Consider the following 24,300-nt stretch of genomic DNA (forward strand, 5'->3'; position numbering starts at 1 on the left):
TCGGCTGTCGGTACCAACTGACAGCCGATTGCCTATTTTTCAATAAACTCAATTCTTATCCAGATCTGGCCAACAGCTAATCGCTATAAGTTAACAGCTAAAAGAATGCTTCAACTCAAATCCGTTTCCCATACCTACAATGGAAAAGAAGTGCTGAATTTCAGTGACTGGGATATTCGACGTGGAGAAAACTGGCTTTTATTGGGTGAATCAGGAAGTGGGAAAACGACACTTTTGCATATCCTTACCGGCATAAAAAAACCAACGAAAGGTCAGGTTATGATTAATGAAACGGATTTGTATAAACTTTCCAGTCGCCAAATGGACCGTTTTCGGGGAAGAAATATTGGTCTGGTTTTTCAGCAGCCGCATTTGATCAAAAGTCTGACCGTTGAAGAAAATCTGAAATTGGCTCAAACTTTTGCAAAACTTCCTGAGGATAAAGTACGGATAGAAGAAGTTCTATCTGAGTTAGGCATTATTCAGAAAATAAAAAGTTATCCTTCGGAATTAAGTCAGGGACAATTACAGCGTGCTTCCATAGCAAGAGCCGTTTTGAATAAACCGACTTTACTGATTGCAGATGAACCTACTTCCAGTCTTGATAACAAAAATGCAAAAGCGGTAATTAATTTGCTTTTGAAATTATCTGAATCGTCAAATTCGACACTCATTATTTCTACGCACGACGACCGGGTGAAGGAATCGTTTTCAAAAGAATATTTGCTTTAAAGAATAAATGAATCCATTACAAATAAGTTGGAAAAGCCTGTTGTACCATAAGTGGACATTTTTTTTGAATGTGCTGCTTATTGCTTTCGGCACGGGTATCCTGACTTTACTTTTAATCGGAACCACACAAATCGGAGATAAATTAAGAGGCAATGCAAGGGGAATTGATCTGGTGGTAGGAGCGAAGGGAAGTCCTTTACAACTCATATTAAGCAGCATTTATTTTATTGATTTTCCAACGGGAAATATTTCTTTGGCTGATGCAAATCAGCTGGCGAAAAATCCGATGGTTAAACGTGCTGTACCGCTGGCTTTGGGGGACAATTATTTTGGTTACCGAATTGTCGGGACGGATAGCAGTTTTATCAATTTATATCAACTGAAACTTTCACAGGGGAAGTTTTGGAAAAGGGATTTTGAAGTTGTTATTGGTTCAGAGGTAGCAAGAAATAGAAAACTGAAAGTTGGAGATACTTTTCATGGCTCGCATGGGTTGACTTCCGGAGAGGAGGGCGCCCACGAGGGGCACCCCGACCGGGTTACCGGGATTTTGGAGCCGGCTGGGAATACTACCGATAATCTTATTCTTACCAATATTTCAACCATTTGGGATATTCATGGAATTGAAGCCGGAGAGCAAAATGATAAACGAGAAATAACTTCACTTTTGATACAGTATCGTTCGCGCATGGCGATGATTGTGCTTCCGCTGTTTGTCAATAAATCAACATCGATGCAGGCGGCTTCACCTGCAAAAGAAAGTGCACGGCTATTTTCGCTGATCGGTGTTGGGGTGGAAACGATGCAGTGGTTTGCGATAAGTCTGATGTTTATAGCCGGTATCAGTGTTTTTGTAAGTTTGTACAATTCCCTGAAAGAGCGGATGTATGATCTGGCGATTATGCGTGTCATGGGCGCATCTCAGTTCCGGTTATTTCTGATTATTATTCTTGAAGGGATAATTTTGACTTCTATTGGATCGGCATTGGGCATTATTCTCGGCCATTTTACACTGGAAATAATTGGCCATTTTCAGGATTCTTCACAGGCGCGACTGTCTGGATTCTTTTTTTTGAAGGACGAATTTTACCTTATTGCCGCAGGATTAATTATAGGTATTTTGGCTTCCGTTATACCTGCTGTTCAGGCTTATAGAGCGGATATTTCCAAAACAATTTCAAAAGGTTGAATTTATGATTTTGAAAAAAACAGTATTTCTTTTCTTCTTTTTAGTAACTGCTTTTGCTTTAAAAGCGCAGCCGCCTACGCATGTACCTTTGATGACAAGCACCTGGAAGCTGATTGCAGAAAGATCATATAAGAAAAATAAAGATTTTAAAATGGTACCGACTTTTCCGGCCAAACTGGAAGCGCTTCAAAACAAACTGGTTGAGCTTCCGGGTTACATGATTCCGATCAATGCAGATGTGGAGCACAAGGAATTTATGCTGGCGGTGGTACCCATGGATCAGTGTCCGTATTGCGGACAAGGTGATATTCCTTCCATGATTGAAGTGAAAATGACAAAAGAATTGGGCTATACCGACAAACCGATAAAGATCCGTGGAAAACTTTTATTGAATAAAACCGGAGACCTACGCTCTGAAATATTTCTGCTTAATGCAGAATTGATAAAATAAAATGCCGAAATTTTGAAAAAATAACTCCTTACTAATTATATGAAATTAACCTTTAATGCATTAGCCGTTCTGCTTGCTGCCGGGACTTTGTCCTATGCACAGAATCCGGCTGGAAATGCCGGCCCGGCCAAACCCGCGGCAACACCTGCTACATTTGCTTCGGTGACTCAGGGATTGAAAAAATACGACGGTTTTTTTAATTTTTACTATGACGAAAAGACAGGAAAGGTATTTCTTGAAGTAGACAAGCTCGACAAAGAATTTCTTTATTTTTCATCACTGACAGATGGTGTGGGCAGCGGTGGGCCGGAGCGTGGACAAGCGTCTTCTGCAATTGCCAAATTTGTAAAAGTAGGGCCAAAAATACTATTGGTGGAACCTGTTTACAATTATAGGGCAATCACACAAAATCCGGATGAGAAAAAAGCGGTTGAAAATAACTTTGCCAAATCCGTTATCTGGGGTTTTGTTCCGGTAGCAACGGAAGGTGAAAAAATGCTGATTGATATTACTCCTTTTATCGTTCGTGACAGCCAGAATATTGCATCACGTTTGGGTGTCAGAAGAGCCGCCGGTCCGGTTGCGGTTTCACAGCCATCAGGCGGTGGCGGTGTTTACAAAATGGATGATACCCGTTCGGTTTTATATATTGGTAATACCAAAAACTTTCCAAAAAACACGGAGTTTGAAGCGCTTATCACATTTACCGGAGGAAATCCGAGCACCAGCTTTTTCGGCGGCGGCGGCGGATTGGCGCCAGATCCAAGTGCTATTACGGTGAACATGCACCAGTCGTTTGTTGAATTGCCGGATGATAAATATAAGTCCCGGAAATTTGATACCCGTTCTGCTTTTGGTCAGTTTAGTTATATGGATTTTTCCGCGCCGATGGATGAACCTATTAACAAAAGATTTATAAGACGCCACCGTCTTGAAAAGAAAAATCCTGGTTCGGCGCCCAGTGAAGCTATAAAACCAATCGTTTACTACATTGACCGGGGCGCACCTGCACCCGTTAAAGCAGCATTAATTGAAGGTGGAGCATTTTGGAATCAGGCTTTTGAAGCGGCAGGGTATAAAAATGCTTTTCAGGTAAAAGAACTTCCGGAAGGAGCCGACCCGATGGATATTCGGTACAATGTTGTGAACTGGGTGAACCGTAACGGAAGTCCACGTGGATTTTCTTACGGAATGTCATTTATTGATCCACGTACAGGAGAAATTATTAAAGGTGTAGTAACACTCGGTTCCGACCGCCACCGCCAGGATTACCTGATTGCCGAAGGTTTATTACAGCCTTATGAAGATGGAAAACCAGTACCAACGGCTATGAAAGAATTGGCACTTGCGAGGATTCGCCAACTTTCAGCGCATGAAATTGGCCATACATTAGGCTTTAACCACAACTTTGCCGCAAGTCCGAAAGACCGCGCTTCGGTGATGGATTATCCTTTTCCAAAGTTTTCTTTGAAAGCGGACGGAACGGTGGATATTTCTGATTCTTATGCAAAAGGAATTGGAAGCTGGGATAAACGTGCAGTAATGTGGGGTTATACTGAATTTCCAAAAGGAACGGATGAAGACGCTGCTTTGGAAAGAATTATGCAGGAAACATTGAAACAAGGTTTTATTTACATTCCTGATATCGGTGGAAACGCGCATCCGACTTCGCATCAATGGGATGATGGCTCCAATCCAATTGACCAGATGACCAATATCATGACGGTCAGAAGAAAGGTATTGGATAATTTCTCTGAAAAAGCAATTCAAAAGGGAGAGCCTATGGCAACGTTGGAAGAGGTTTTGGTACCTGTTTATTTACTCCATCGTTACCAGATTGAAGCGGTGGCCAAATCTGTGGGCGGTTTGTATTTTACGCACGCTGTGAAAAATGACGGTCAGGTAATTACCAGAATGGTCGAACCAAAAGAGCAATGGAGGGCACTCGAATCTTTACTTAATACCATTTCTCCCGAAGCACTGGCATTACCGGAAGGTTTGATCAAAAAAATCCCACCGCGACCAACAGGTTATCCATCAAGTCAGGAAACTTTTACGGGCCACACCGGACCAACTTTTGATCCGATTGCGGCAGCTGAAATGGCAGCCGGAACTACGCTCTCTTATTTATTCAGCTCCGAACGTGCAGCGCGTTTGATTGAATATAATGCAAGAGATGAAAACCAACCTGGATTGATGCCTGTGATTGATAAAATTCTGGAAAAAACCTGGAAAGCTCCGGTTGTTACTGGCTATAAAGGTGAGCTTCAAACATTGGTTAATAATCTTTCACTGAAGTATTTACTAACCTTAGCGGCTGATTCGAAAGCACCGGAAAATGTCAGGGGAGAAACGCTTCTAAAGGTGGAAGAACTGGGGCAATGGATGAAGGATAAAATGGCATCAGCAACACCAAAGCAAAAGGCGAATATACTTTTCGGTCTTTCACAGATTGAAGAATTTCACAAAAATCCGGATAAGTTTGAGCCTGCGACGGTATTGGATATGCCTCCCGGCGCTCCAATTATGGGTTTAATGGATTTTATGGGTTGTTCCCAAAGTTTTAGTCAGCAATAAATTATTTTAATTTAGATAAGAAACGGCTGTATGAGAGTTGGAGAATAAATAAATTAAAAACCAGATCGGAATCCGGGAAAGCTCGAATTTCGATCTGGTTTTTAATTTATATTAGTTGGGGCTTTACTTTTTTTCGTTTAATTCTTGCTGAATTTGTAATACCAGTTGTTCAGTTACCTCTACCAGCATAGCTACTTTTGATACTGGAAAATCGGTATTTATAAGCAAATTTTTAACGAATTCGATTTTACTTTCTTCACGAGCTTTTTCGTCTGCTGTTCCCACCGCATAGTCAAGAACATTTTCATAATCCCATTTTGCTTTTAAACTTGAATCGTATGACATACGCTCTTCTTTGTTTAAAATTGGTATTCATTATATTTTATAGTGTGTAAACCTCAATTTAAACACATTTCACTTAACTTCCACTTTGCACATCATCATTTCTAATCCCTCGTTTATTTTTTCGAATGGCGTCTTTCAATTTCCCGAATTTGTAATTTACACTAAAATTAAATGCTCTGAAATAGTCTCTCCGGATATTGGACTGGGTAAAATCCGGGCCAAATGAATCATTGATATTGCGGCGGTATTTCTTAAATGGATTGCCAACAGAGGCAGAGAACGACAACTTATCCTGATAAAAATCTTTATTTATACTAAAAGAAGAACTAAGAAAGCGGTTTGTTGCTCCCTGTAAATTAATACCGCGGCCGTTTGCATTCAGACTCGCATTAATACGCCATGATTTTTCAAACCGGTATCCGGTAGAAGCAGAAAAGTTATACATCAAACCTTCATTTTTAATTAAAATGCCATTGACAATACCTCGAACCATTCCGTACGCCGCACGCACATTCATACTGAAATTCCATTTTTTAGTAATTGGATAATTAATATTCAGATTTCCCTGCGGCAGTTTGGCTTGTCCTGTATTTCCGTAGGAAGTTCTGGTAATATTTGTGGTGGAGTCATACACAGCAACCGGGAAAATCAGGTTTTTGAAAAAAGTAAATCCCAAGCCAAAGTTTATAGAAAGTTTTTTAGACCAGTTATAACCAATTTGAATATCATTAACTAAAGCTGGTTTTAGATCTGGATTTCCTGTTTTTTCAAAATTTGGATTCGATTTGTCTACAAATGGATTGAGCTGATAGATTCCCGGACGCTGAATTCTTTGCGTATAACCCAGATTTATAGCATTGTTTCCGGACAGTTTTCTACTGACTGAAAGTGATGGAATTACATTGAAGTAATGTGTAGAAAGTTTTGATTCATTGGAAATGAAATTTGCATTAATAACAGTTTGTTCAACCCTGGCGCCAGCTTTAATGGTCCATTTTTTTAGATTATATTGATAAGTATTATAAGCGCCAAAAACATTTTGTTCGTTCCTGAATTTATTGCTCAATCCGGGCTGAACTTCGTATAATCCTGTTTCATTATTCTCAAAAAGATTTTGAAAATCGCTTTGATTATTGCGTAAAATTGCCTTCAAACCTGCCTCGATGCTTAGTTTTTTTAACGGATGAATATAGTCGGCCTGAAAGGTTTGTTCTGAAAATTGCTGGTCGTTAATTTGTTTATAATCAGGTTGATCGTAGTTGGTTCTTTCGGTTATGTCAATGTTGCTGTTCTGATTATTTGTGTAAGAAAAATAGCGGTAGGATAAAGTTAGCAATCTGTTTTTATCCGCTTTAAACCCCTTTTGATAATTTAGAGCCGCATCCATTCCCGAACCTTTTGTTCCGGTAGTATTCGCCAGCAAATATTTTTGTAAAACAGTTTCTGTCGCGGTTAACAAACTTCTTTGTCCGTTTTCTCCGCTTGAATTACTGCCGTTGATATTAAACTGGCCGGAGACAAGATTCAGGCTATCAATTTCATACGATATTTCGTAGCCAAGGTAGCCGCTTTTGTTTTTAGATTCTGCGGTACCATTTTGTTCGAGAATCGTATTTTCGGCACCAAAGGTGTTTCGGGAAGTCGAATTTATAATCTGTGGAGATTTGTAAATGCTTGCTCCTCCCAATGCTGACATACCTAATTTGCCAATTTTGGCTGAAAAAGATCCACCAAATCCCGGTCCTCCATTTGGGAAACGTTCGTTTACATTCAGGGAACCGTTATATCCATTATCAATTTTTTTATTGGTAATAATATTAATAATTCCTGCCAGTCCTTCTGCATCGTATTTTGCTGGTGGCGTGGTAATCACCTCAATCCGTTCAATGGATGAAGCCGGCATAGTCCTCAGGATTTCCTTATAATTTCTTTCAACCATACTCGACGGTTTTCCATTGATCAGAATCTTGAAATCACTATTACCTTTCATCAGGATATTATTGTCGGCATCCAGCGATAGCATCGGCACTTTCCGCATCATGTCCAATACGCTAAAAACTTTACTTTCCGGATCAGCCTGCAAATCATAAGAAATCCTGTCGACTTCCTGTTTCACAATTTGTTTTGTCGCTGTAACCGTAACTTCCTTTAAACCTATTGTTTGTGGAATTAAAAGTAATACACCAAGATCGGTTTTTAGTTTTGTTGAATCGGTCAGATCAACAACAATGGTTTTGTTTTTATAACCCACACCAACTAGCAAAACAGAATATTTTTTAGGCTGCAAGGTTGAGAAAGTGAAAGATCCATCGATTTTCGTGTAATCCGCTTTGAAAGGAATCCCCTTATCCGATAGAAGATTTACGGTAATGAAATCCAGTTTTTTCTGCGAGGTGGAATCGCTGACAAATCCGCTGATAGTATAATTTTTATCACTTACCTGAGCGAAAATAGTAGTGCATACCCACAGAATTCCCAGCGCAGCAAGCAGCAGCTTCTGCGTTAATTTTTTAATTTTCATGATGTTATTTTTTATGGCTAATAAATTGAAAAAGACATAGTTTTCCTGGCCGGAAATTCCGGATTTCTAAAAACTGTATGGGTTAAAATCAGTGAGGAGAAAGAGACCACGGGTTCGGATCCCAGTCCGGAAAAGTTAAATTATTCTTTACTACCGAGCTTTCTTTCAATTAAAAAATTGATAATCAGGCTTAAACCTCCAAAAAGGAATATCATGGACATAAATGCTGTCGCCTTGCTGAAATAATAATAGTCGTGAAGTAAGCTGCCGATGATCAGGCCCAATGCAATACCAACAAATAACATCCCGAATTTCAAAGTCGGAGACAAAGAATGATTGTTTTTGCCAACAAATATGGAAGCGTCAACACCTTTTTCGATCATGGCTATACGTTCCCGGTGACGTGTCATCATAAACACATATAGTATTCCAAAAATCCCTGCAAATGCTCCCAGGGAAATAATTACATTCATGGAGGTTCCGCTCATATTTTCTGTTTAAAGTTAAATTCCGATTATACAGCATTAGACAAGAATACTTTCGCATGGGTTACAGAATTCTATAAATTTATTAAAAGAAAAAATAATTAATACGATCTGTAACTTTATTGACGAAAGATCAGTCTTATAGCCTATATGCCATGGATTATTAGCGAATGAAAAATACGGGCGACCAGTTTTATATCGAAAAAATAAAAAAGGGAGATCCGGCTTCTTATGCTTTTCTTGTGAACAGATACAAGGATATGGCTTATACTATTGCCTTGAAGATTTTGCGTAATGCTGAGGATGCAGAGGATTCTGCTCAGGAAAGTTTTGTAAAAGCATATCAGCAAATTCATAAATTTGAGAATAAATCGAAATTTTCGACCTGGCTGTATACCATTGTTTACCGGACTTCAATATCCAAATTCCAGCAAAACCGATTGCCCGTTTTTTCTATCAATGAAGATATCAGCGAAAATTATACTTACGATTTTTCAACACCGCAAATAGAAAATTTACTAGCGACAGAGCAGTCAAAATACATAAAATTGGCCATCGGTAAATTGCCGCAAACAGAAGGATTGCTTATTACTCTTTTTTATATGAACGAAAATTCGATTAAAGAGATTGAAGAAATTACAGGTTTGACAGAATCCAATATTAAGGTTAAACTATTTCGTGCCAGAAAAATACTGGAACAGGAATTGCGTTTTTTATTATAATAAAGATTGTCTGGAAAATGGAAGAAGATAAAGAAGATCTTTTCAAGAAACTTATTCGGCAATCGGAGCCTGATAAAATGACTCCCGATTTTACGCAGAATGTGATGAGAATGGTACAGGCCGAAGAGCTTGTCCGAGAATCATCTCTGCGTACTTTATTGATAACAAATGAGGCAGACAAACCGTCTTTTTCTTTTGAAAGGAAGGTTATGGCACAAATTACGCCTGCGGCAAAAAGAGTTGAAAAGCCAATTATAAGTAGAAACGCCTGGTATTTAACAGCAGCCTTTTTTGCATTAATGATTGGATACAGCATTTTCGCAAAGTCGCCTCAGCCTATAACCAGTAATGATTCTCCGCCTTTTGAAATAGCAAAATCCCTGACCATATTTTCAGTAAATGTTACTCAATTGCCGGTTATTTATTCAATCGTCATCACGGCACTTTGCGTACTTCTTTTGGCCGATTATTTTATTCTGCAAAGATTAGGGAAAAGAGCAGTTCATTGAGAATATTGTTTTTAATAACTCATCATTTATAAAAATTCCTGGTATTGAATGTTTTACATTCAATACCAGGAATTTAACCATTAACCATTAACCATTAACCATTAACCATTAACCACGGCGGTTGTGACGGTCAAATTTATTACCGTGTTGAAAAGCCATTAAGCGTTCACGTTGGGCTGGCGTAAGGACATCCATAATTTCCTGCTGTTTTTTCCATTGAAGTTCTTTCAGGTTTGGTGTTCTTCTTCCTGCGGTCAAGCGGTCATAATGGTTTTCAATTTTCTTGATTTTATTTTCCTGTCTGCGTGACAATCCGACGATGTTGTCCAGTTTATTAATTTGAAACTCTTCAAATCTATTGTCGATTTGATTATCTGGAACAGGTCTGTTTCCGTATGCACGACCTTGTTGAGCATAAGAACTTCCAACTGCAAGTGTTGCAAAAAGCGCGATTGATAAGATGATCTTTTTCATGGTTCTAAAAGTTTAATTTGTTTGTTACGTCTTTTAGAGAGCGTTTTGGCCATGAAGTTTAACGGGTGAAATACATAATCGGTCAATAGACTGTATTAATAGACGGAGAAGCTTTTGACATCGACAAATGCTCAGATATTCATTGGGGCATTTTTAATTTTATTGGGTAAAAAATAAAAATGGAATAATTATGCATAAACACGATCATTCCATTTTTATCATAGACAACTAATAACTATTCACTTTTCAGACTTTTCACCGGATTCATCAGCGCTGCTTTTATACTTTGGAAACTCACAGTTAGCAATGCAATACCAACTGCAATAACACCGGCAAGGACGAAAACCCAATAATTAATTTCTATCCGGTAAGCAAAATCCTGCAACCACTGATCCATGAAATACCACGCGACGGGGGATGCTATGACGAGTGCAATTAGCATCAATTTGATAAAATCCCTTGAAAGTAAAATCACAATGCTTGAAGCCGTAGCACCGAGTACTTTCCTTATACCAATTTCTTTTGTCCGCTGCTGCGAAATAAAGGCTACCAACGCAAATAATCCGAGGCAGGAAATCAGAATTGTAATGGTTGAAAACAAACCCAGGATTGCAGAAACCCGGCTTTCTGCTTTGTACATTTCATCAAATTCCTGATTTAGAAAATGATATTCAAAAGGGCGTAACGGAAAATTGGTTTTCCAGGTTTCTTGCAAAAGTTTAAGTGCATCCTGCATTTTATCTCCCGAAATTTTCACCATCATCTTACCGAAATAATTGTATTCAGGAATGATAGCGATCGGTCCTATTTTTTCGTGAAGTGATCTGAAATGAAAATCCTTTGCGACTGCTTTTACTTCTCCCTGGCGACCATTCATATTTACTGATTTTCCAATAGCGTTTGCAGCTGTCCAACCCAGTGCTTTCACAGCAGATTCATTTAATATAAAAGCAAATTTTCGTAATTCGGCGCTGTCTTTTGTGGCTTGCAGGATATCCGTTTCATTAAAATTTTCACCTGCAACCAGCTTCATACCAAGAGTAGGAACAAAATCTTTTTCTACCGGAATAGCGGTAATATTCATATTGAAACCTGGTGGTTTGTCTTTCGCAGTGATCATATACCCACCTCCAACATTAACGGGTGAATCGTAGGATGCGGTCACGGATTCAACCGAGGAATTATTTAGCAATTCATTTTTTATGGAAGCAAGCTTACCTGAAGAAATGCCTGTGCTGAGATCCAGCACGATAATTTGCGAAGGATTGATACCGAGATTTTTATTTTGAATGTAAGAAAGCTGTTGATTAGCGATGATTGTACCGATGATAAAAAGAAGCGAAACCGTGAATTGGGAAACAACCAAAAAACTGCGCAATCCGCTTCCGTTGGCTTTGGATAAAACTTTTCCCTGCAAAACTTTAATAGGTTCAAATCCTGACAAAACAGCAGCTGGATAAACACCTGATAAAAGCGTTACCAGAATTGCTAATAATAAAAGAACCAAACCGACGGAATAGGTTGGCCAAACACTAAAATTCAATATACTTCCTGTTAAATTACTTAGCGAGGGAAAACCAAGCAGGGAGATGACGATACCAACAAAAATGGATGAAATTGTGATAATTCCGCATTCAAACAGATATTGTCTGAACAATTGAAAACGTGCGGCCCCCATTACTTTTCTAACGCCAACTTCACGTGCACGGACAGCAGAACGTGCCGTTACCAGATTGATAAAATTGATGCAGGCGATAACAAGAATCAAAATGGCAACTCCCGAAAGGATGTAAATGTATTTGTAATTTCCGGAGACTTCCATAGAGCCGGAAGCTTTGGAATATAGATGAATCCGGTTGAATTCTTCAAGTTCCAGTCGGACTTTTGTGGAAGGATCCTGAGGATTATTCAGATTTTTATTTACAAAACCATCCACTTTTGACTGCAAAGTTTTAATATCAGTATTCGGTTTGAGAAGCAAATAGGTATAATCATTGGCAGATTCAAAGACCTCTGTTTTGGAACGTGGTAATGTACTATAACTCGCCAGCCAATTGAATTTGATGTGCGAATAAGAAGGGAGATCGGTGACCACGCCGGTTACCTGCATGGAATATGTTTCGGCAATCTTTACTGATTTTCCTATGGCGCTTTCACTCCCAAAATATTTTTTAGCAGTGGTTTTGTCAATCACAACAGAATTGGGCTGAGAAAGTGCTGTTTTAATATCTCCTTCAATAAAAGTCTGAGGGAAAATCCGGAAAAATGAGGAATCTGCAAAAACCACCTTTTTTTCATTAAATAATTTGTCCTGATACTGAACAGCAACTGCGCCTGAACCGCTTATAGGATACAATCTTACTGCATCCTTTACTTCTGCAAATTCCCTGGAAAAAACCGGAGCGACTCCGGTTGGAGTAATGGCTACATAAACAGGTTCGCTGTCGCCGGACTGATAGAATAAATTAACTCTGACGATGTCTTTTCCATTGGTTTGAAACCGGTCATATTGCAATTCGTGGAGAATGTAAGTAGCCAGTAAAAGGAAACAGCCGATACCAATAGCCAATCCGGTAATGCTGATAATGGAGTTGGTTTTGTATTTCCAAAGGCTCCGGAATGTGATTTTGAGATAATTTTTAAGCATATCGAAATAGTTAACAGGTTGGTAGTGAAAATCGAATCGTATTTCTTTGAATTATAAAAGGGTGGTTTCTGTTTTCAGGAGGAGAAGCAATTGGTAATCTTCGGATTATATGTTTTTTTAATTAGCTTTGAGAACAAACAAATGAAACCGATATGGAACTGATCAGGGAAATCATCGTGCCTACCGACAATACTTACCTTCTCAAATTGCCAGACGAAATGATTGGTAAGCAGGTTGAGATTATTGCTTTTGAAATTGAGGCAAGACCGGATGTTGATATTGAAGAAAGGGAGAGGCGACGAATGGAAATAAGGGAAATCTTTAAAGATTCTCTTGTTGATCTGAGCAATTTTAAATTTGACAGGGACGAAGCAAATAATTATGATGAATAATATTGCTTTGGATACTAATATCTTGATGTATTTGTATGATTCAATTGATGAAACAAAGAGAATAAAAAGTGAGTCACTATTAGGAGAAACGCCTTTCGTTAGTGCCCAGGTGGTTTCTGAATTTTTAAATGTTACAAAGAGACTCTTAAAACTTCCGAAATTTGAAATCCTGGAAAAATGTAGTAAAACATTGTCCTTTTGTGAAATTATTCCTGTAAACCAGAAAACGTTAGAAAACGCACTTTTTCTAATCAAAAGATACGATTTCCAACTTTTTGACAGCATCATTATAGCTTCCGCACTAGCCGCAAATTGCAGCATCCTGTATTCTGAGGATTTGCAGCATAAACAGCTGATTGATAACCGGCTTACCATAATAAATCCTTTTTTATAATTTCATCAATGTAATCAGGAGGATAATATTATTCGCTTTTAAGACTCTTTACAGGATTCATAAGTGCTGCTTTTATACTTTGAAAACTTACTGTTAATAGTGCAATTAGCAATACCAATACAAACGGAGCGGCAAACAGCCACCATTGAATATCAGTACGAAATGCATAACCATTTAGCCAGCGATTCGTAGCAAACCAGGCAAGCGGAGCAGAGATTACGAATGATATCAAAATCAGTATTGCAAACTCACGGTACAACATTTCCACAATAGCATAAACGGAAGAACCCAGTACTTTTCGGATGCCGATTTCTTTGGTACGCTGAGCTGTGGTAAAGGAAGCAAGTCCGAATAAACCTAAACAAGCAACCAAAATAGCCAGTCCTGTGAATACACCAAAAACTTGTCCAAAGCGTTGATCTGCTTTATATTGATCATTGAAACGATCATCCAGAAAGGAGTATTCAAAAGGATTGCCTGGGAAAAAGCGATTCCATTCTGACTGAATGCCGGCAACGGAAGTATTGGCTTGTCCTGTGCTAAGTTTGACTGAAAAATAACCTCTGATATCCGGAATCAAACGAATAATTAATGGCTCATAAGCATCTTTCAAAGATTGCTGGTGAAAGTTATCTGTTACGCCTACAATGGTAAATATTTCTCCCCAAAAATTAATTTCTTTTCCAATGGCTTGATCAGGATTGCTGAATCCCAATTGTTTAACCGCCATTTTGTTGAAAATTACGGCTTTGGGGTCACTTCCGAATTCTTTGGAGAAATTTCTTCCTGATACTAATTTCAGATCATAAGTTTTAAGGAAATCATAATCTACACCGATAATCCGGTATTGTTTTCCGGCACTTTCATCGGTTCCTTTTAATCTGATTCCACCTGCATTCCATTGCGACGGTTGGCCCGGAACTACCGTGGAAGCTGTTACGCTTTTCACACCTGATTGGCGTAATAATTCATCTTTAAAAGCAGACATCTGGCGCATGAACGTAGAATCGTCGGCAACAATCGGCGGATTTATAACGAGTGTCTGGTCAATATTAATACCCAGACTTTGCTGACGCATGTAACGGATTTGTTGAAAGACCGTCAGTGTACCTACTAACAAAAATAGCGAAGCTGCAAATTGAAAAACTACCAGAGATTTTCTTAGTAAAATCCCTTTCGTCGAAGTACTTACTTTACCTTTTAAAACCACAACCGGTTTAAAGCCCGATAGCACAAAAGCTGGATAAAGCCCGGAAAAGAAAGCGCCAACTATGAATAAAGTAATAAGCGGAAGCCAGAACATACGGCTTCCCAGTAAAGCAAATGAAAGTTGCTGGCCCGAAATTTCATTAAATTTGGGTAGAGAAAGCGCAACCAGAATAAGTGCCAAAACGACCGCTAATCCATTCAACAAAACCGATTCCGTCATAAATTGTCCAATCAACTGGCTGCGCTGTGAGCCCACAGCTTTTCTGACACCAACTTCCCGTGCACGGTTTATGGCTCTTGCAGTCGACAAATTGATATAATTAACCCATGCGATTACCACAATAAAAAATGCAATTCCCAGAAGAAGATAAACCGTATTGCCATCACCGTTAGGCTCGGCTTCCATCATCAGGTGAGAATACAAATGGATATCCTTTAATGGTTGCAGCAAATAAACAGCAGCGGAATTATACTTTTTATGATCTTCCCCGGCAAGTTTATCAACGAGTGCAGGGAATTTTGCTTCCAGTTTTGGAATGTTGGTACCCGCGCGCAGTTTCAGATAAGTAAGGCAGCCGTCCCATTGCCAGGCAAGGTCTGGGTTTTCAGGTTTTACATCATTCAAAAAAGTAGCGTAGGATATAAGAATATCAGTTTTGAAATGTGTGTTTGCCGGCATATCTTCAAACACGCCGGTTACCTTTGCCGATTTTCTTTTATTTATTTGAATTATTTTACCAACCGGATTCTCACTTCCAAAAAGCTTTTTAGCCACTGATGCAGAAAGAACAACCGTGTTGGTTTCTGTGAGCGCAGTTTTTGGATTGCCATTAATTAAGGGATAAGAAAAAACCGAGAAAAAAGATGAGCTTGATATGTAAACTTTTTCTACTTTAAAACTGCGTTCCCCGTGATCTAAAACCATTGAGCCGCGGTTGATCAGTTTCACATAATCTTCTACTTCCGGATATGCTTCCTTAAATGAGTTTCCAACGGCAAAAGCCCCGGCAGCCCACTCAGTGCTTAATTTCCCTTCGTTGTAACGATCCTGACGGACACGATAGATCTGGTCGCCATTTGCATGGAAATTGTCAAAACTTAATTCAAATGCTACATATTGTAAAATGAGAATACAGGCTGCAATGCCAAGCGCAAGCCCAACGATGTTGATCGCTGAAAAGGCTTTATTGCGCACAATATTCCTCCATGCAATTTTAAAATAACTTTTTATCATGGCTTGTTTTTGGTTTAAGCTAATTTCTATTCGCTTTTCAGTGATTTTACAGGATTTGTCAAGGCTGCTTTAATGCTTTGGAAACTGATTGTCAGCAGTGCAATTCCTGCTGATAAAACACCTGCACCTACAAATATCCAGGCAGAAATCTGTGTGTGATAGGCGAAGTTTTCCAGCCATTTATACATTCCATACCAGGCAATTGGCGAAGCGATGATGATGGCAATGAAAACCAGTTTAAGAAAATCACTTGACAAGAGAATGACCAGATTGGAAACCGAAGCGCCAAGAACTTTTCTGACACCGATTTCTTTTATACGTAATTCAGCCATGAAAATTGATAATCCCAGAAGACCGAGACAGGAAATGAAAATGGCAATTCCTGCAAAAACCCCGAAGAGAAGTTGCTGTGTTTGTTCACGTGCGTAGAGATTTCCAAAACGCTCATCCAGAAATTCATATGTAAAAGGCTTATCCGGAAATCTGCTTTCCCAAACCTTTTTTACATGCGCCAAAGAGGATTTAATATTCGAACCTGAAATCTGTACCGATAGCCATCTCATATTATTTCCCTGCATAAACATGACTAAGGGTGCCACTTTTTGATGTAGTGATTCGAAATGATAATCTTTTGTCACACCAATAATCTGGCCACGAACTTTACCATAGCCAAACTGATTTCCTATTGCGTCTTTCGGACTTTTGAAGCCAAGAAGACGGATGGCTGTTTGATTTAAAATGAAGCCTTCGGTCTTATCTGTTCCATATTGCTTAGAAAAATTTCTTCCCGCAGCCATCTCAATTTTGTACGTAGGAATAAAGTCTTCATCAATAGAAAGTGATTTTATATTGATATCAGATGGGGTCATAGAATCACCTTTCATCACATAAGCATCCCACGAATCGAGCAGGCGACCGGAAGGAATTCTGGATGAACGACCGGTTTCAATAATGCTGCTGTTTTGCTTTAATTCCTGACTTATCGCTTCAAAATTGGTTGTAGAATCGGAGGGCGGAGATAGTAGAATAACCTGATCTTTGGAATAGCCAAGTTTATAATTCTGGATATATTTCATCTGGCTGTACACCACCGCAGTGCTGATAATGAGTACAACGGCAATTGCAAATTGTACAACAACCAATGTCTGACGCAATTTCCCATTTTTTAAGGCAGAAGCAATTTTGCCTTTAAGCACACTGGTTGGTTGAAAAGAAGTAAGGAAAAATGCCGGATAACTTCCTGCAACCAGTCCGGTGAAAAGCGTTATTGCAATAACAATGGCAATGAATGACGGATTGATAAGTGATGATATTGTGAGTTGTTTCTGTGTAAATTCATTCAAAAAAGGTATACAAAGAGCAACGATCATTACAGCAATAGAAAGCGAAATGCTGACCAGTAAAATTGATTCGCTCAAAAATTGATTAATCAGCTGACTGCGCATGGCTCCCACAACTTTTCGCATACCAACTTCCTTCGCTCTTTTCGCGGAACGGGCCGTCGCCAGATTCATATAATTGATGCAGGCAATGAAAAGAATGAAAATAGCAATGGCCGAAAACAAGTAAACATACTGGATATCTCCATTGGATTCCATTTCCGAATCAAGATGTGAATGCAGGTGAATATCCGTTAGTTTGGTCAGATTAAGAACGGAATAAGATGAGGCTTTTGGATCAATATGTTTGTTTTGAAATGCTGGAAATGCCTTGACCAGCTTCTCGGAGTCATAATTTTTAGGTAATAAAAGAAAAGTAGCAAATGAATTATTGCCCCAATTAGTACGTAGATTTTCCGCCCCGTAAATCCGGTTATCCGAAAGTGTTGAAAATGAAATAAGGAAATTAGGGTGGAAGCTTGACTGTGCAGGCAAAGGTTCATAAACGCCGGTTACGGTATAATCAAATAGGTTATCCATCCTGATAATCTTGCCAATAGGATTTTCACTTCCAAAATATTTTTCGGCCATCGGTCTGGAAAACATAATCGAAAATGGATTGACCAACGCATGGGCAGCATTTCCTTGTAAAATATTGAAAGTGAAAACTTTAAAAATGTTTTCTTCCGCGGCATACATATGTTCCTCATTAAAAACGTGCTCTCCGTATCGAACCATACCTCCGGTTTCAAGCATACGGACAACCTGTTCTGTTTCGGGGAAATCCTGATGTATCAGCGGTCCGAAAGGCGGTGCCGCATGTCCAAGTCTGAGTGATTCGGTTCCGTCTTTTGAAAGGAAAGTTCTGGATAAACGATAGATTCTATCGGCGTTAACATTATGCCTGTCGTAGCTGAGTTCATCTTTTACGTACAGTGTCAGCAGCAAAAAACAGGCGAGACCAATCGCAACGCCAATGATATTTATAAAACTGAAAGACTTGTGTTTTACAAGATTTCTGAAGGCAATTTTGAAATAGTTTTTTATCATAGCTAACGGATTATTTAGGTTGCACCTTCGGTGAATTTAATAATTGTATGCCAGTTTGATAATCAGATGTTTATGAAATTTATTTATCTTTAAAATGTTCAATAGCGGACGTTTTTGTCCAGAAGCGGACAGCGGAAAGGTGCTTGTTAAATGTTAATTATCCTTGAATCCGTCAGCCAATTAATCCCTGAAAGCCGAATGCCGATGCTCTTAAACAGTATTCTTGTTTCTTCCATAACTTCCCGGTGTTTGTCCGGTAACATTTTTGAAGATTCTTGAAAAATAGGAAAGACTTTCAAAACCTGTTTCACTGGCAATCTGACTAAGCGAAAGATCGGTAGTAAGTATCAAAAACTGAGATTTTTCGATTCGTTTTTGCTGAATATAAGACAGCGGCCTGGAACCTGTATGGTCTTGAAAAACCCGTGAGAAATAATCTGCATTCTGACAAGCCTTTTCGGCAAGATCGGCCACTGTCAGGTTTTCGGATAAATTCGTGTTGATATAATTTATGGATTCCATAATTTTCGATGGAATTACTTTGGTATCGGAAAACTTGTAGTTTTCAGGCGTTAGAAACCGTGATAAAAGTTGAAGAATAATTCCCCTGGTTTCCATAAAAGCTGAAATTGGCAGATCATTGTTCATGGCTTGTGCATGTCGCATAACTGGTTGTTTTTGATAATCTTTGGGATTATATGATCTTTTAAGATCCCGTCCCGGATTTAACATCAGAATTCTTTTAAAATTTTCGAGATCATATAATCCGGCTGGAATTTTTATAATATTCTGATGCGATGAAAACAAAGAATTTCCGTCTGGTGTTTCTTCTAAAAAGTGAATGTAATACTGGCTCAGATATTCAGGACAAACATAATTACAGAGTGTAAAACTGGGAATAAGATATAAAAAATCCTTTTCCAGGATCACTGTTCTGCCTGCATGAAAGAGTTGACCAAATCCGTCGTCGATAAAATAAAGGCGGTAAAACGGGCTGATAATATTCCGGTAATTCCAGCTTTTGTTCAATTTAACATAATCAACATTTAATAGTGAAAATGATGATTTAAAGATATTGTTATTTGTCATAGTCAGCTAATAAGCTATTGATCTTCACAAATTAATTTATAAAAAGTCGGATTTGTGAAAAATTACAAAACTTTTGTATAATTTTTATATTTAATTAAATTATAATTTTGTAGGAGGCCTAATTTCTGACTTTAATTTATATGCGTTTTTTTCAGTTTATCATCGCTGTTGTCTTTTGTTGCGGCATGTTTTCCTGCGGGCCGGATCTTCCTGGTGATGTACAAACTGCTTATGACGAATTGCCTGAAAAACTTGATTATAACCGGCATGTGAAACCGGTTTTATCGGATAAATGTTTTGCCTGCCACGGTCCGGATAAGGCGAAGCAAAAAGCAGGATTAAGGTTGGATTTGAAAGAGGTGGCTTACGGAAAACTTTCAAAAAGTCCGGGAAAGGTTGCTATTAATCCGGGCGACCTGGCCGGTAGTGAGTTTTTTCACAGGATTATGTCCGATGATCCGGACTATATGATGCCAACCAAAGAGTCACACCTGAGTTTATCGGCAAAGGAGAAGGCCATTTTGATCAAATGGATAGAAGATGGTGCTGAATATAAGCCACATTGGGCATTTGTAAAACCTGAAAAAGCGGAATTGCCGGAAGTTAAAAAGACGGACTGGATCAAAAATCAAGTTGATAATTTTATTCTGGCAAAACTGGAACAGGAAAAGTTGAGTCCGTCAAAAGAAGCAAACAAAGAATTACTATTGAGGAGAGTATCGCTTGATTTAACCGGATTGCCGCCAACAATTGAAGAACTTGATATTTTCCTAAAAGATAATTCTCTAAATGCTTATGAAAAACAAGTTGACCGGTTGTTGAATTCACCACATTACGGGGAAAAAATGGCCGTAGACTGGCTGGATCTTGCCCGGTTTGCGGATTCTCATGGATATACTGTTGACCGGCTTCGGGACATGTCGCCTTACCGTGATTGGGTGATCAATGCGTTCAATAAAAACATGCATTATGATCAATTTGTGCAGTGGCAGCTGGCCGGTGATCTGATGCCGAAACCTACAAAAGAAATGATTATTGCCACAGCATTTAACCGTAATCATCAGCAAAATATGGAAGGCGGGATTGTGGAGCAGGAATTTCAGACTGAATACGTTATTGACCGAACTAATACTTTTGGCGATGCCATGCTTGGTATTTCGGTTGGCTGCGCAAAATGTCACGACCACAAATACGATCCTATTTCGCAAAAGAATTATTACCAGCTTTTTAGTTTTTTCAACAACGTAAAAGAAGCAGGTCAAATTTCCTGGGATGATGCGCTTCCGACCCCAACATTAATGCTTCCAACCGATCAGCAGGAAAAAATGCTGCGGTTTATTCATACAAAAATATCGATGCAGGAAAAAGCTGTTGAAACGGCTAAAACAAGGGCCGGGCCCGAATTTAGAAAGTGGATTTCTGATAAAAAATATCAAAAGCTGAAAGATGACAAGTTTCCTGAATCCGGTTTGCAGGCTTATTATTCATTTGAAAAAAAGAGTTTGAAAAACGGAATAAACCCCAGGCAAGCGGGCATTATGAAAAGAGAATCCGGACAGACCGGAGATGAGCCTGTTTTTGTAAAACATGACAACGGACAGGCCATGACTATGAATGGCGATGTTTTTCTGGATCTTGACCAAACCGGTGTATTCAGAAGATCGCAGCCTTTTAGTATTAGTATCTGGGTCAATATTCCGAAAGATTTAAAAGAAGGCGTTATCCTGCATAAATCTCAGGCTGAGCGCTTGTACAATTTCAGGGGCTATCATTTATATTTAAAAGACGACAGGCTGGAACTAAATATGGCCCATACGGCGCCATCCAATGCCATTACCAAAATTTCCCGGGCGGGTATTCCAAGGGATAAATGGATTCAGCTGGCAATTACTTACGACGGTTCTTCCAAAGCCAAAGGTTTTAATTTATTTCTGGACGGAAATAAAATGGCGATGGAAACGACAATGGATCAGTTGACCAAGGATATTCTTTTTAAAACAGACAAACAACCTGGTTTGCAAATCGGAGGCTGGTGGCGCGGACTTGGTTTTAAAGGAGGTGAAATTGATGATATTCGTGTCTATAACCAGGTACTTACGGATTTTGAAATAATGATTCTTGCCGGGAAAAATTCCTGGTCGAATATTGTTTCAAAACCTGAAAACCAGCTTTCCGTCAATGATTTAAAAATCCTTGAAAACTTTTATATTAACGCTGTTTCACCCCATGTTTTAAAAGCGAATAATGAATTAACTCAAATACGAACCTCTGAATCAGATTCCACAGAAAATATCCGGGAGCTGATGGTGATGCAGGAAATGCCAAAACCTAAAAAAGCACACATTTTGCTTAGGGGGAATTACGATGCTTTTGGCGAGGAAGTTTTTCCGGCTACACCGGAGTCGATATTGAAATTTCCAAAAAATTTGCCTAAAAACAGATATGGTCTTGCTCAATGGTTGACGAGCAAAGACAATCCGCTAACGGCACGTGTGGCCGTGAACCGTTTCTGGCAGAATTTCTTTGGAACCGGTCTTGTCAAAACAACCGAAGATTTTGGGAATCAGGGAGAAATGCCAAGTCATCCGGAATTGCTGGATTATCTGGCGATTACTTTCCGGGAGACGGGCTGGGATGTGAAAAAGCTTAATAAATTGATCGTCATGTCTGCCGCTTATTGTCAGGATTCTCGTTCAACGAAAGAAATGCAGGAAAAAGATCCTGAAAATCGTTTGCTGGCTCACGGCCCTTCCGGGCGAATGAGTGCAGAAATGATCAGGGATAATGCTTTAATGGCCAGTGGTTTGATTAATAAAAAAATCGGTGGAAAAAGTGTAAAACCATATCAGCCGGAAGGTTTGTGGGAAATTAACAATACAACGTATCAGGCAGATTCAGGAAATGCTGTGTACAGGAGAAGTCTTTATGTGATCGTAAAACGATCAGTCCCAAATCCAACATTGGCCACTTTTGATGCAGGTTCCAGGAGTTTTTGTGTAGTGAGAAGACAAAAAACAAATACACCTTTACAGGCGCTTGTGACACTGAATGATCCGACATTTATTGAATCAGCAAAAATTTTGGGTGTGCAAATGACGTCGGCAACAGATTCCAAAACAGCGATAACAACTACTTATAGAAAACTTACTGGCCATTTTCCACTGCCACAGGAGGTGGTTTTGTTACAGAAAATGTATGAATTGGAATACGAAATATTTAAACGTAATCCGAAAAAAGCGACTGGCTGGCTTAATGCGGGACAATATCAGATTAACAAAAATACAGATCCTGCGAAAATTGCTGCGAATGCCGTTGTGGCAAGCACCATACTTAATTCGGATGCGTCTTTAACCAAGAGATAATTATGTCACATCATCATCACGAAGAATTCAGGTTAAATTCCCCTGAATTTGATAAGCTAAATAGAAAGCTGGACCGGCGTCAATTCCTGACGAAAACATCTCTCGGCCTCGGCGCTTTGGCTGTTGGTTCCTTGTTTGGTGCTGAAAAACTTTTTGGAACAACGCCCAAAATATCAGAGAATCCATCCAATTTTGAAGAGGAAATATTAAAAGCATTACCGCACATTGCACCAAAAGCCAAGCGTGTAGTTTACTTATTCATGAGCGGGGGGCCGTCACAATTTGAAACCTTTGATTATAAACCAAAACTGGTCGATCTGGCCGGAGAGAACCTTCCGGATTCGGTCAGAAAGGGGCAGAGGCTTACGGGTATGAGTGCGAATCAAAGTGCATTGCCGATGGTGCCTTCAATTTATAAATTCAATCAGCATGGAAAAAGCGGGACCTGGATTAGTGAACTGATGCCGCATACTGCCAAAGTTGTGGATGAACTTTGTATCATAAAATCAATTCATTCCGAGGCAATTAACCACGATCCGGCTATTACTTTTTTTCAAACAGGAAACCAGTTGCCGGGAAGGCCGTCAATCGGTTCCTGGATTAGTTACGGGCTTGGTTCTGATAATCAAAATCTTCCTACTTTTATTGTTTTGGTTTCAAAAAATGGCTCGAAAGATCAGCCTTTATATGCGCGTTTATGGGGAAATGGTTTTTTGCCCTCCAAACATCAGGGCGTACAATTCAGGTCAGGAAAAGATCCGGTTTTGTTTCTAAATAATCCTGAAGGATACGATGGGACAGACCGAAAAGAAATGCTGGAATATTTGTCAAAACTAAACCAGATTCAAAACCAGGCTTACGGGGATCCGGAAGTAGATGCGAGAATTGCACAATATGAAATGGCATATCGGATGCAAACTTCGGTGCCGGAAGTGATGAATACGGATGATGAGCCGGACGAAGTTTTTGAACTTTACGGACCAGATAGTCGTGATTCGGGAACTTACGCTGCTAATTGTATTCTGGCCAGGAAGTTGTTGGAAAAAGATGTAAAATTCGTTCAGCTTTATCATCAGGGCTGGGATAACCACGGCGGTCTGCCGAAAGGTATTGCACATCAATGTAAAAATACGGATCAGGCAACAGCGGCCCTGGTTATGGATTTGAAAAGAAGAGGACTGCTGGAAGATACGCTCGTGATTTGGGGCGGAGAATTTGGCCGTACCGTTTATTCCCAAGGCAAGTTAACCGCGGATGATTACGGACGCGATCATCACCCGCGTTGTTTTACCATGTGGATGGCAGGAGCCGGTGTGAAACCGGGAATAAGTTATGGAGAAACTGACGATTTTAGTTACAATATCGTTAAAGATCCTGTGCATGTACATGATTTTCAGGCAACTTTAATGCACCTGATGGGTGTGGATCATGAACGATTAACGTACAAATATCAAGGCAGAAGATTCCGGCTTACTGATGTGCATGGAAATGTGGTAAAGGATATTTTGAGCTAGATCTTTTTATTTTAAGGTGCGGAAG

General features: G+C 39.3%; 18 protein-coding genes. 10 read left to right on the plus strand and 8 right to left on the minus strand.

Annotation, left to right across the window (positions count from 1 at the left end; translation table 11 throughout):
* The first annotated feature begins 105 nt into the window (after positions 1 to 105).
* The 4 genes from FDK13_RS10215 to FDK13_RS10230 are packed head-to-tail and all read left to right on the plus strand — an operon-like array spanning position 106 to position 4,949.
* Positions 106 to 732: an ABC transporter ATP-binding protein gene (locus FDK13_RS10215; RefSeq protein ID WP_137339886.1), complete on the plus strand. Its 627-nt coding sequence runs from the start codon at positions 106 to 108 to the stop codon at positions 730 to 732.
* 7 nt (positions 733 to 739) lie between these two features.
* Complete coding sequence (locus FDK13_RS10220; RefSeq protein ID WP_137339887.1) at positions 740 to 1,921, plus strand: ABC transporter permease; 1,182 nt, start codon at positions 740 to 742, stop codon at positions 1,919 to 1,921.
* A gap of 4 nt (positions 1,922 to 1,925) precedes the next feature.
* Positions 1,926 to 2,372, plus strand: coding sequence for a hypothetical protein (locus FDK13_RS10225; protein ID WP_137339888.1), 447 nt, complete (start codon positions 1,926 to 1,928; stop codon positions 2,370 to 2,372).
* Between the two features lie 39 nt (positions 2,373 to 2,411).
* Positions 2,412 to 4,949, plus strand: coding sequence for a zinc-dependent metalloprotease (locus FDK13_RS10230; protein ID WP_137339889.1), 2,538 nt, complete (start codon positions 2,412 to 2,414; stop codon positions 4,947 to 4,949).
* Positions 4,950 to 5,072: 123 nt separating this feature from the next.
* On the opposite strand, the gene FDK13_RS10235 is transcribed toward FDK13_RS10230, so the two are convergent.
* From FDK13_RS10235 to FDK13_RS10245, 3 genes are all read right to left on the minus strand, one after another.
* Entirely contained in the window at positions 5,073 to 5,294 is a 222-nt protein-coding gene (locus FDK13_RS10235) for a hypothetical protein (protein ID WP_137339890.1), read from the minus strand.
* 73 nt (positions 5,295 to 5,367) lie between these two features.
* On the minus strand, positions 5,368 to 7,815 hold the full coding sequence (locus tag FDK13_RS10240) for an outer membrane beta-barrel family protein (protein ID WP_137339891.1): 2,448 nt from the start codon (positions 7,813 to 7,815) through the stop codon (positions 5,368 to 5,370).
* 140 nt (positions 7,816 to 7,955) lie between these two features.
* The gene (locus FDK13_RS10245) at positions 7,956 to 8,303 is read right to left on the minus strand and encodes a DUF6249 domain-containing protein (RefSeq protein ID WP_137339892.1); all 348 of its coding nucleotides are present in this window, start codon (positions 8,301 to 8,303) and stop codon (positions 7,956 to 7,958) included.
* 167 nt (positions 8,304 to 8,470) lie between these two features.
* Here FDK13_RS10245 and FDK13_RS10250 point away from each other — a divergent pair, with 167 nt between their 5' ends.
* Both FDK13_RS10250 and FDK13_RS10255 read left to right on the plus strand, forming a co-directional pair.
* On the plus strand, positions 8,471 to 9,022 hold the full coding sequence (locus tag FDK13_RS10250) for an RNA polymerase sigma factor (RefSeq protein WP_137339893.1): 552 nt from the start codon (positions 8,471 to 8,473) through the stop codon (positions 9,020 to 9,022).
* 17 nt (positions 9,023 to 9,039) lie between these two features.
* Positions 9,040 to 9,531 (plus strand): hypothetical protein, encoded by a 492-nt coding sequence (locus tag FDK13_RS10255; protein ID WP_137339894.1) that lies wholly within the window; start codon positions 9,040 to 9,042, stop codon positions 9,529 to 9,531.
* A gap of 108 nt (positions 9,532 to 9,639) precedes the next feature.
* On the opposite strand, the gene FDK13_RS10260 is transcribed toward FDK13_RS10255, so the two are convergent.
* Complete coding sequence (locus FDK13_RS10260) at positions 9,640 to 10,005, minus strand: hypothetical protein (RefSeq protein ID WP_137339895.1); 366 nt, start codon at positions 10,003 to 10,005, stop codon at positions 9,640 to 9,642.
* A gap of 235 nt (positions 10,006 to 10,240) precedes the next feature.
* The gene (locus FDK13_RS10265) at positions 10,241 to 12,652 is read right to left on the minus strand and encodes an ABC transporter permease (protein WP_137339896.1); all 2,412 of its coding nucleotides are present in this window, start codon (positions 12,650 to 12,652) and stop codon (positions 10,241 to 10,243) included.
* A gap of 152 nt (positions 12,653 to 12,804) precedes the next feature.
* Between FDK13_RS10265 and FDK13_RS10270 the strand changes: the two genes are divergently transcribed.
* Both FDK13_RS10270 and FDK13_RS10275 read left to right on the plus strand, forming a co-directional pair.
* Positions 12,805 to 13,044, plus strand: a complete 240-nt coding sequence (locus FDK13_RS10270) for a hypothetical protein (RefSeq protein ID WP_137339897.1) — start codon at positions 12,805 to 12,807, stop codon at positions 13,042 to 13,044.
* On the plus strand, positions 13,034 to 13,438 hold the full coding sequence (locus tag FDK13_RS10275; RefSeq protein ID WP_137339898.1) for a PIN domain-containing protein: 405 nt from the start codon (positions 13,034 to 13,036) through the stop codon (positions 13,436 to 13,438). The genes FDK13_RS10270 and FDK13_RS10275 overlap by 11 nt, the downstream gene beginning before the upstream one ends.
* Before the next feature lie 28 nt (positions 13,439 to 13,466).
* On the opposite strand, the gene FDK13_RS10280 is transcribed toward FDK13_RS10275, so the two are convergent.
* From FDK13_RS10280 to FDK13_RS10290, 3 genes are all read right to left on the minus strand, one after another.
* A complete protein-coding gene (locus tag FDK13_RS10280; RefSeq protein WP_137339899.1) occupies positions 13,467 to 15,881 on the minus strand; it encodes an ABC transporter permease in 2,415 nt (804 codons plus the stop codon).
* A gap of 26 nt (positions 15,882 to 15,907) precedes the next feature.
* Entirely contained in the window at positions 15,908 to 18,310 is a 2,403-nt protein-coding gene (locus tag FDK13_RS10285) for an ABC transporter permease (protein WP_137339900.1), read from the minus strand.
* A 210-nt stretch (positions 18,311 to 18,520) separates the two neighbouring features.
* The gene (locus FDK13_RS10290) at positions 18,521 to 19,399 is read right to left on the minus strand and encodes a helix-turn-helix domain-containing protein (protein ID WP_137339901.1); all 879 of its coding nucleotides are present in this window, start codon (positions 19,397 to 19,399) and stop codon (positions 18,521 to 18,523) included.
* A 140-nt stretch (positions 19,400 to 19,539) separates the two neighbouring features.
* Between FDK13_RS10290 and FDK13_RS10295 the strand changes: the two genes are divergently transcribed.
* Together FDK13_RS10295 and FDK13_RS10300 are read left to right on the plus strand one after the other, a co-directional pair.
* A complete protein-coding gene (locus FDK13_RS10295) occupies positions 19,540 to 22,761 on the plus strand; it encodes a DUF1553 domain-containing protein (protein WP_137339902.1) in 3,222 nt (1,073 codons plus the stop codon).
* A gap of 2 nt (positions 22,762 to 22,763) precedes the next feature.
* A complete protein-coding gene (locus FDK13_RS10300; protein WP_137339903.1) occupies positions 22,764 to 24,275 on the plus strand; it encodes a DUF1501 domain-containing protein in 1,512 nt (503 codons plus the stop codon).
* Positions 24,276 to 24,300: the final 25 nt, after the last annotated feature.

The organism is Dyadobacter frigoris (assembly GCF_005280585.1).
Taxonomy (GTDB): domain Bacteria; phylum Bacteroidota; class Bacteroidia; order Cytophagales; family Spirosomataceae; genus Dyadobacter; species Dyadobacter frigoris.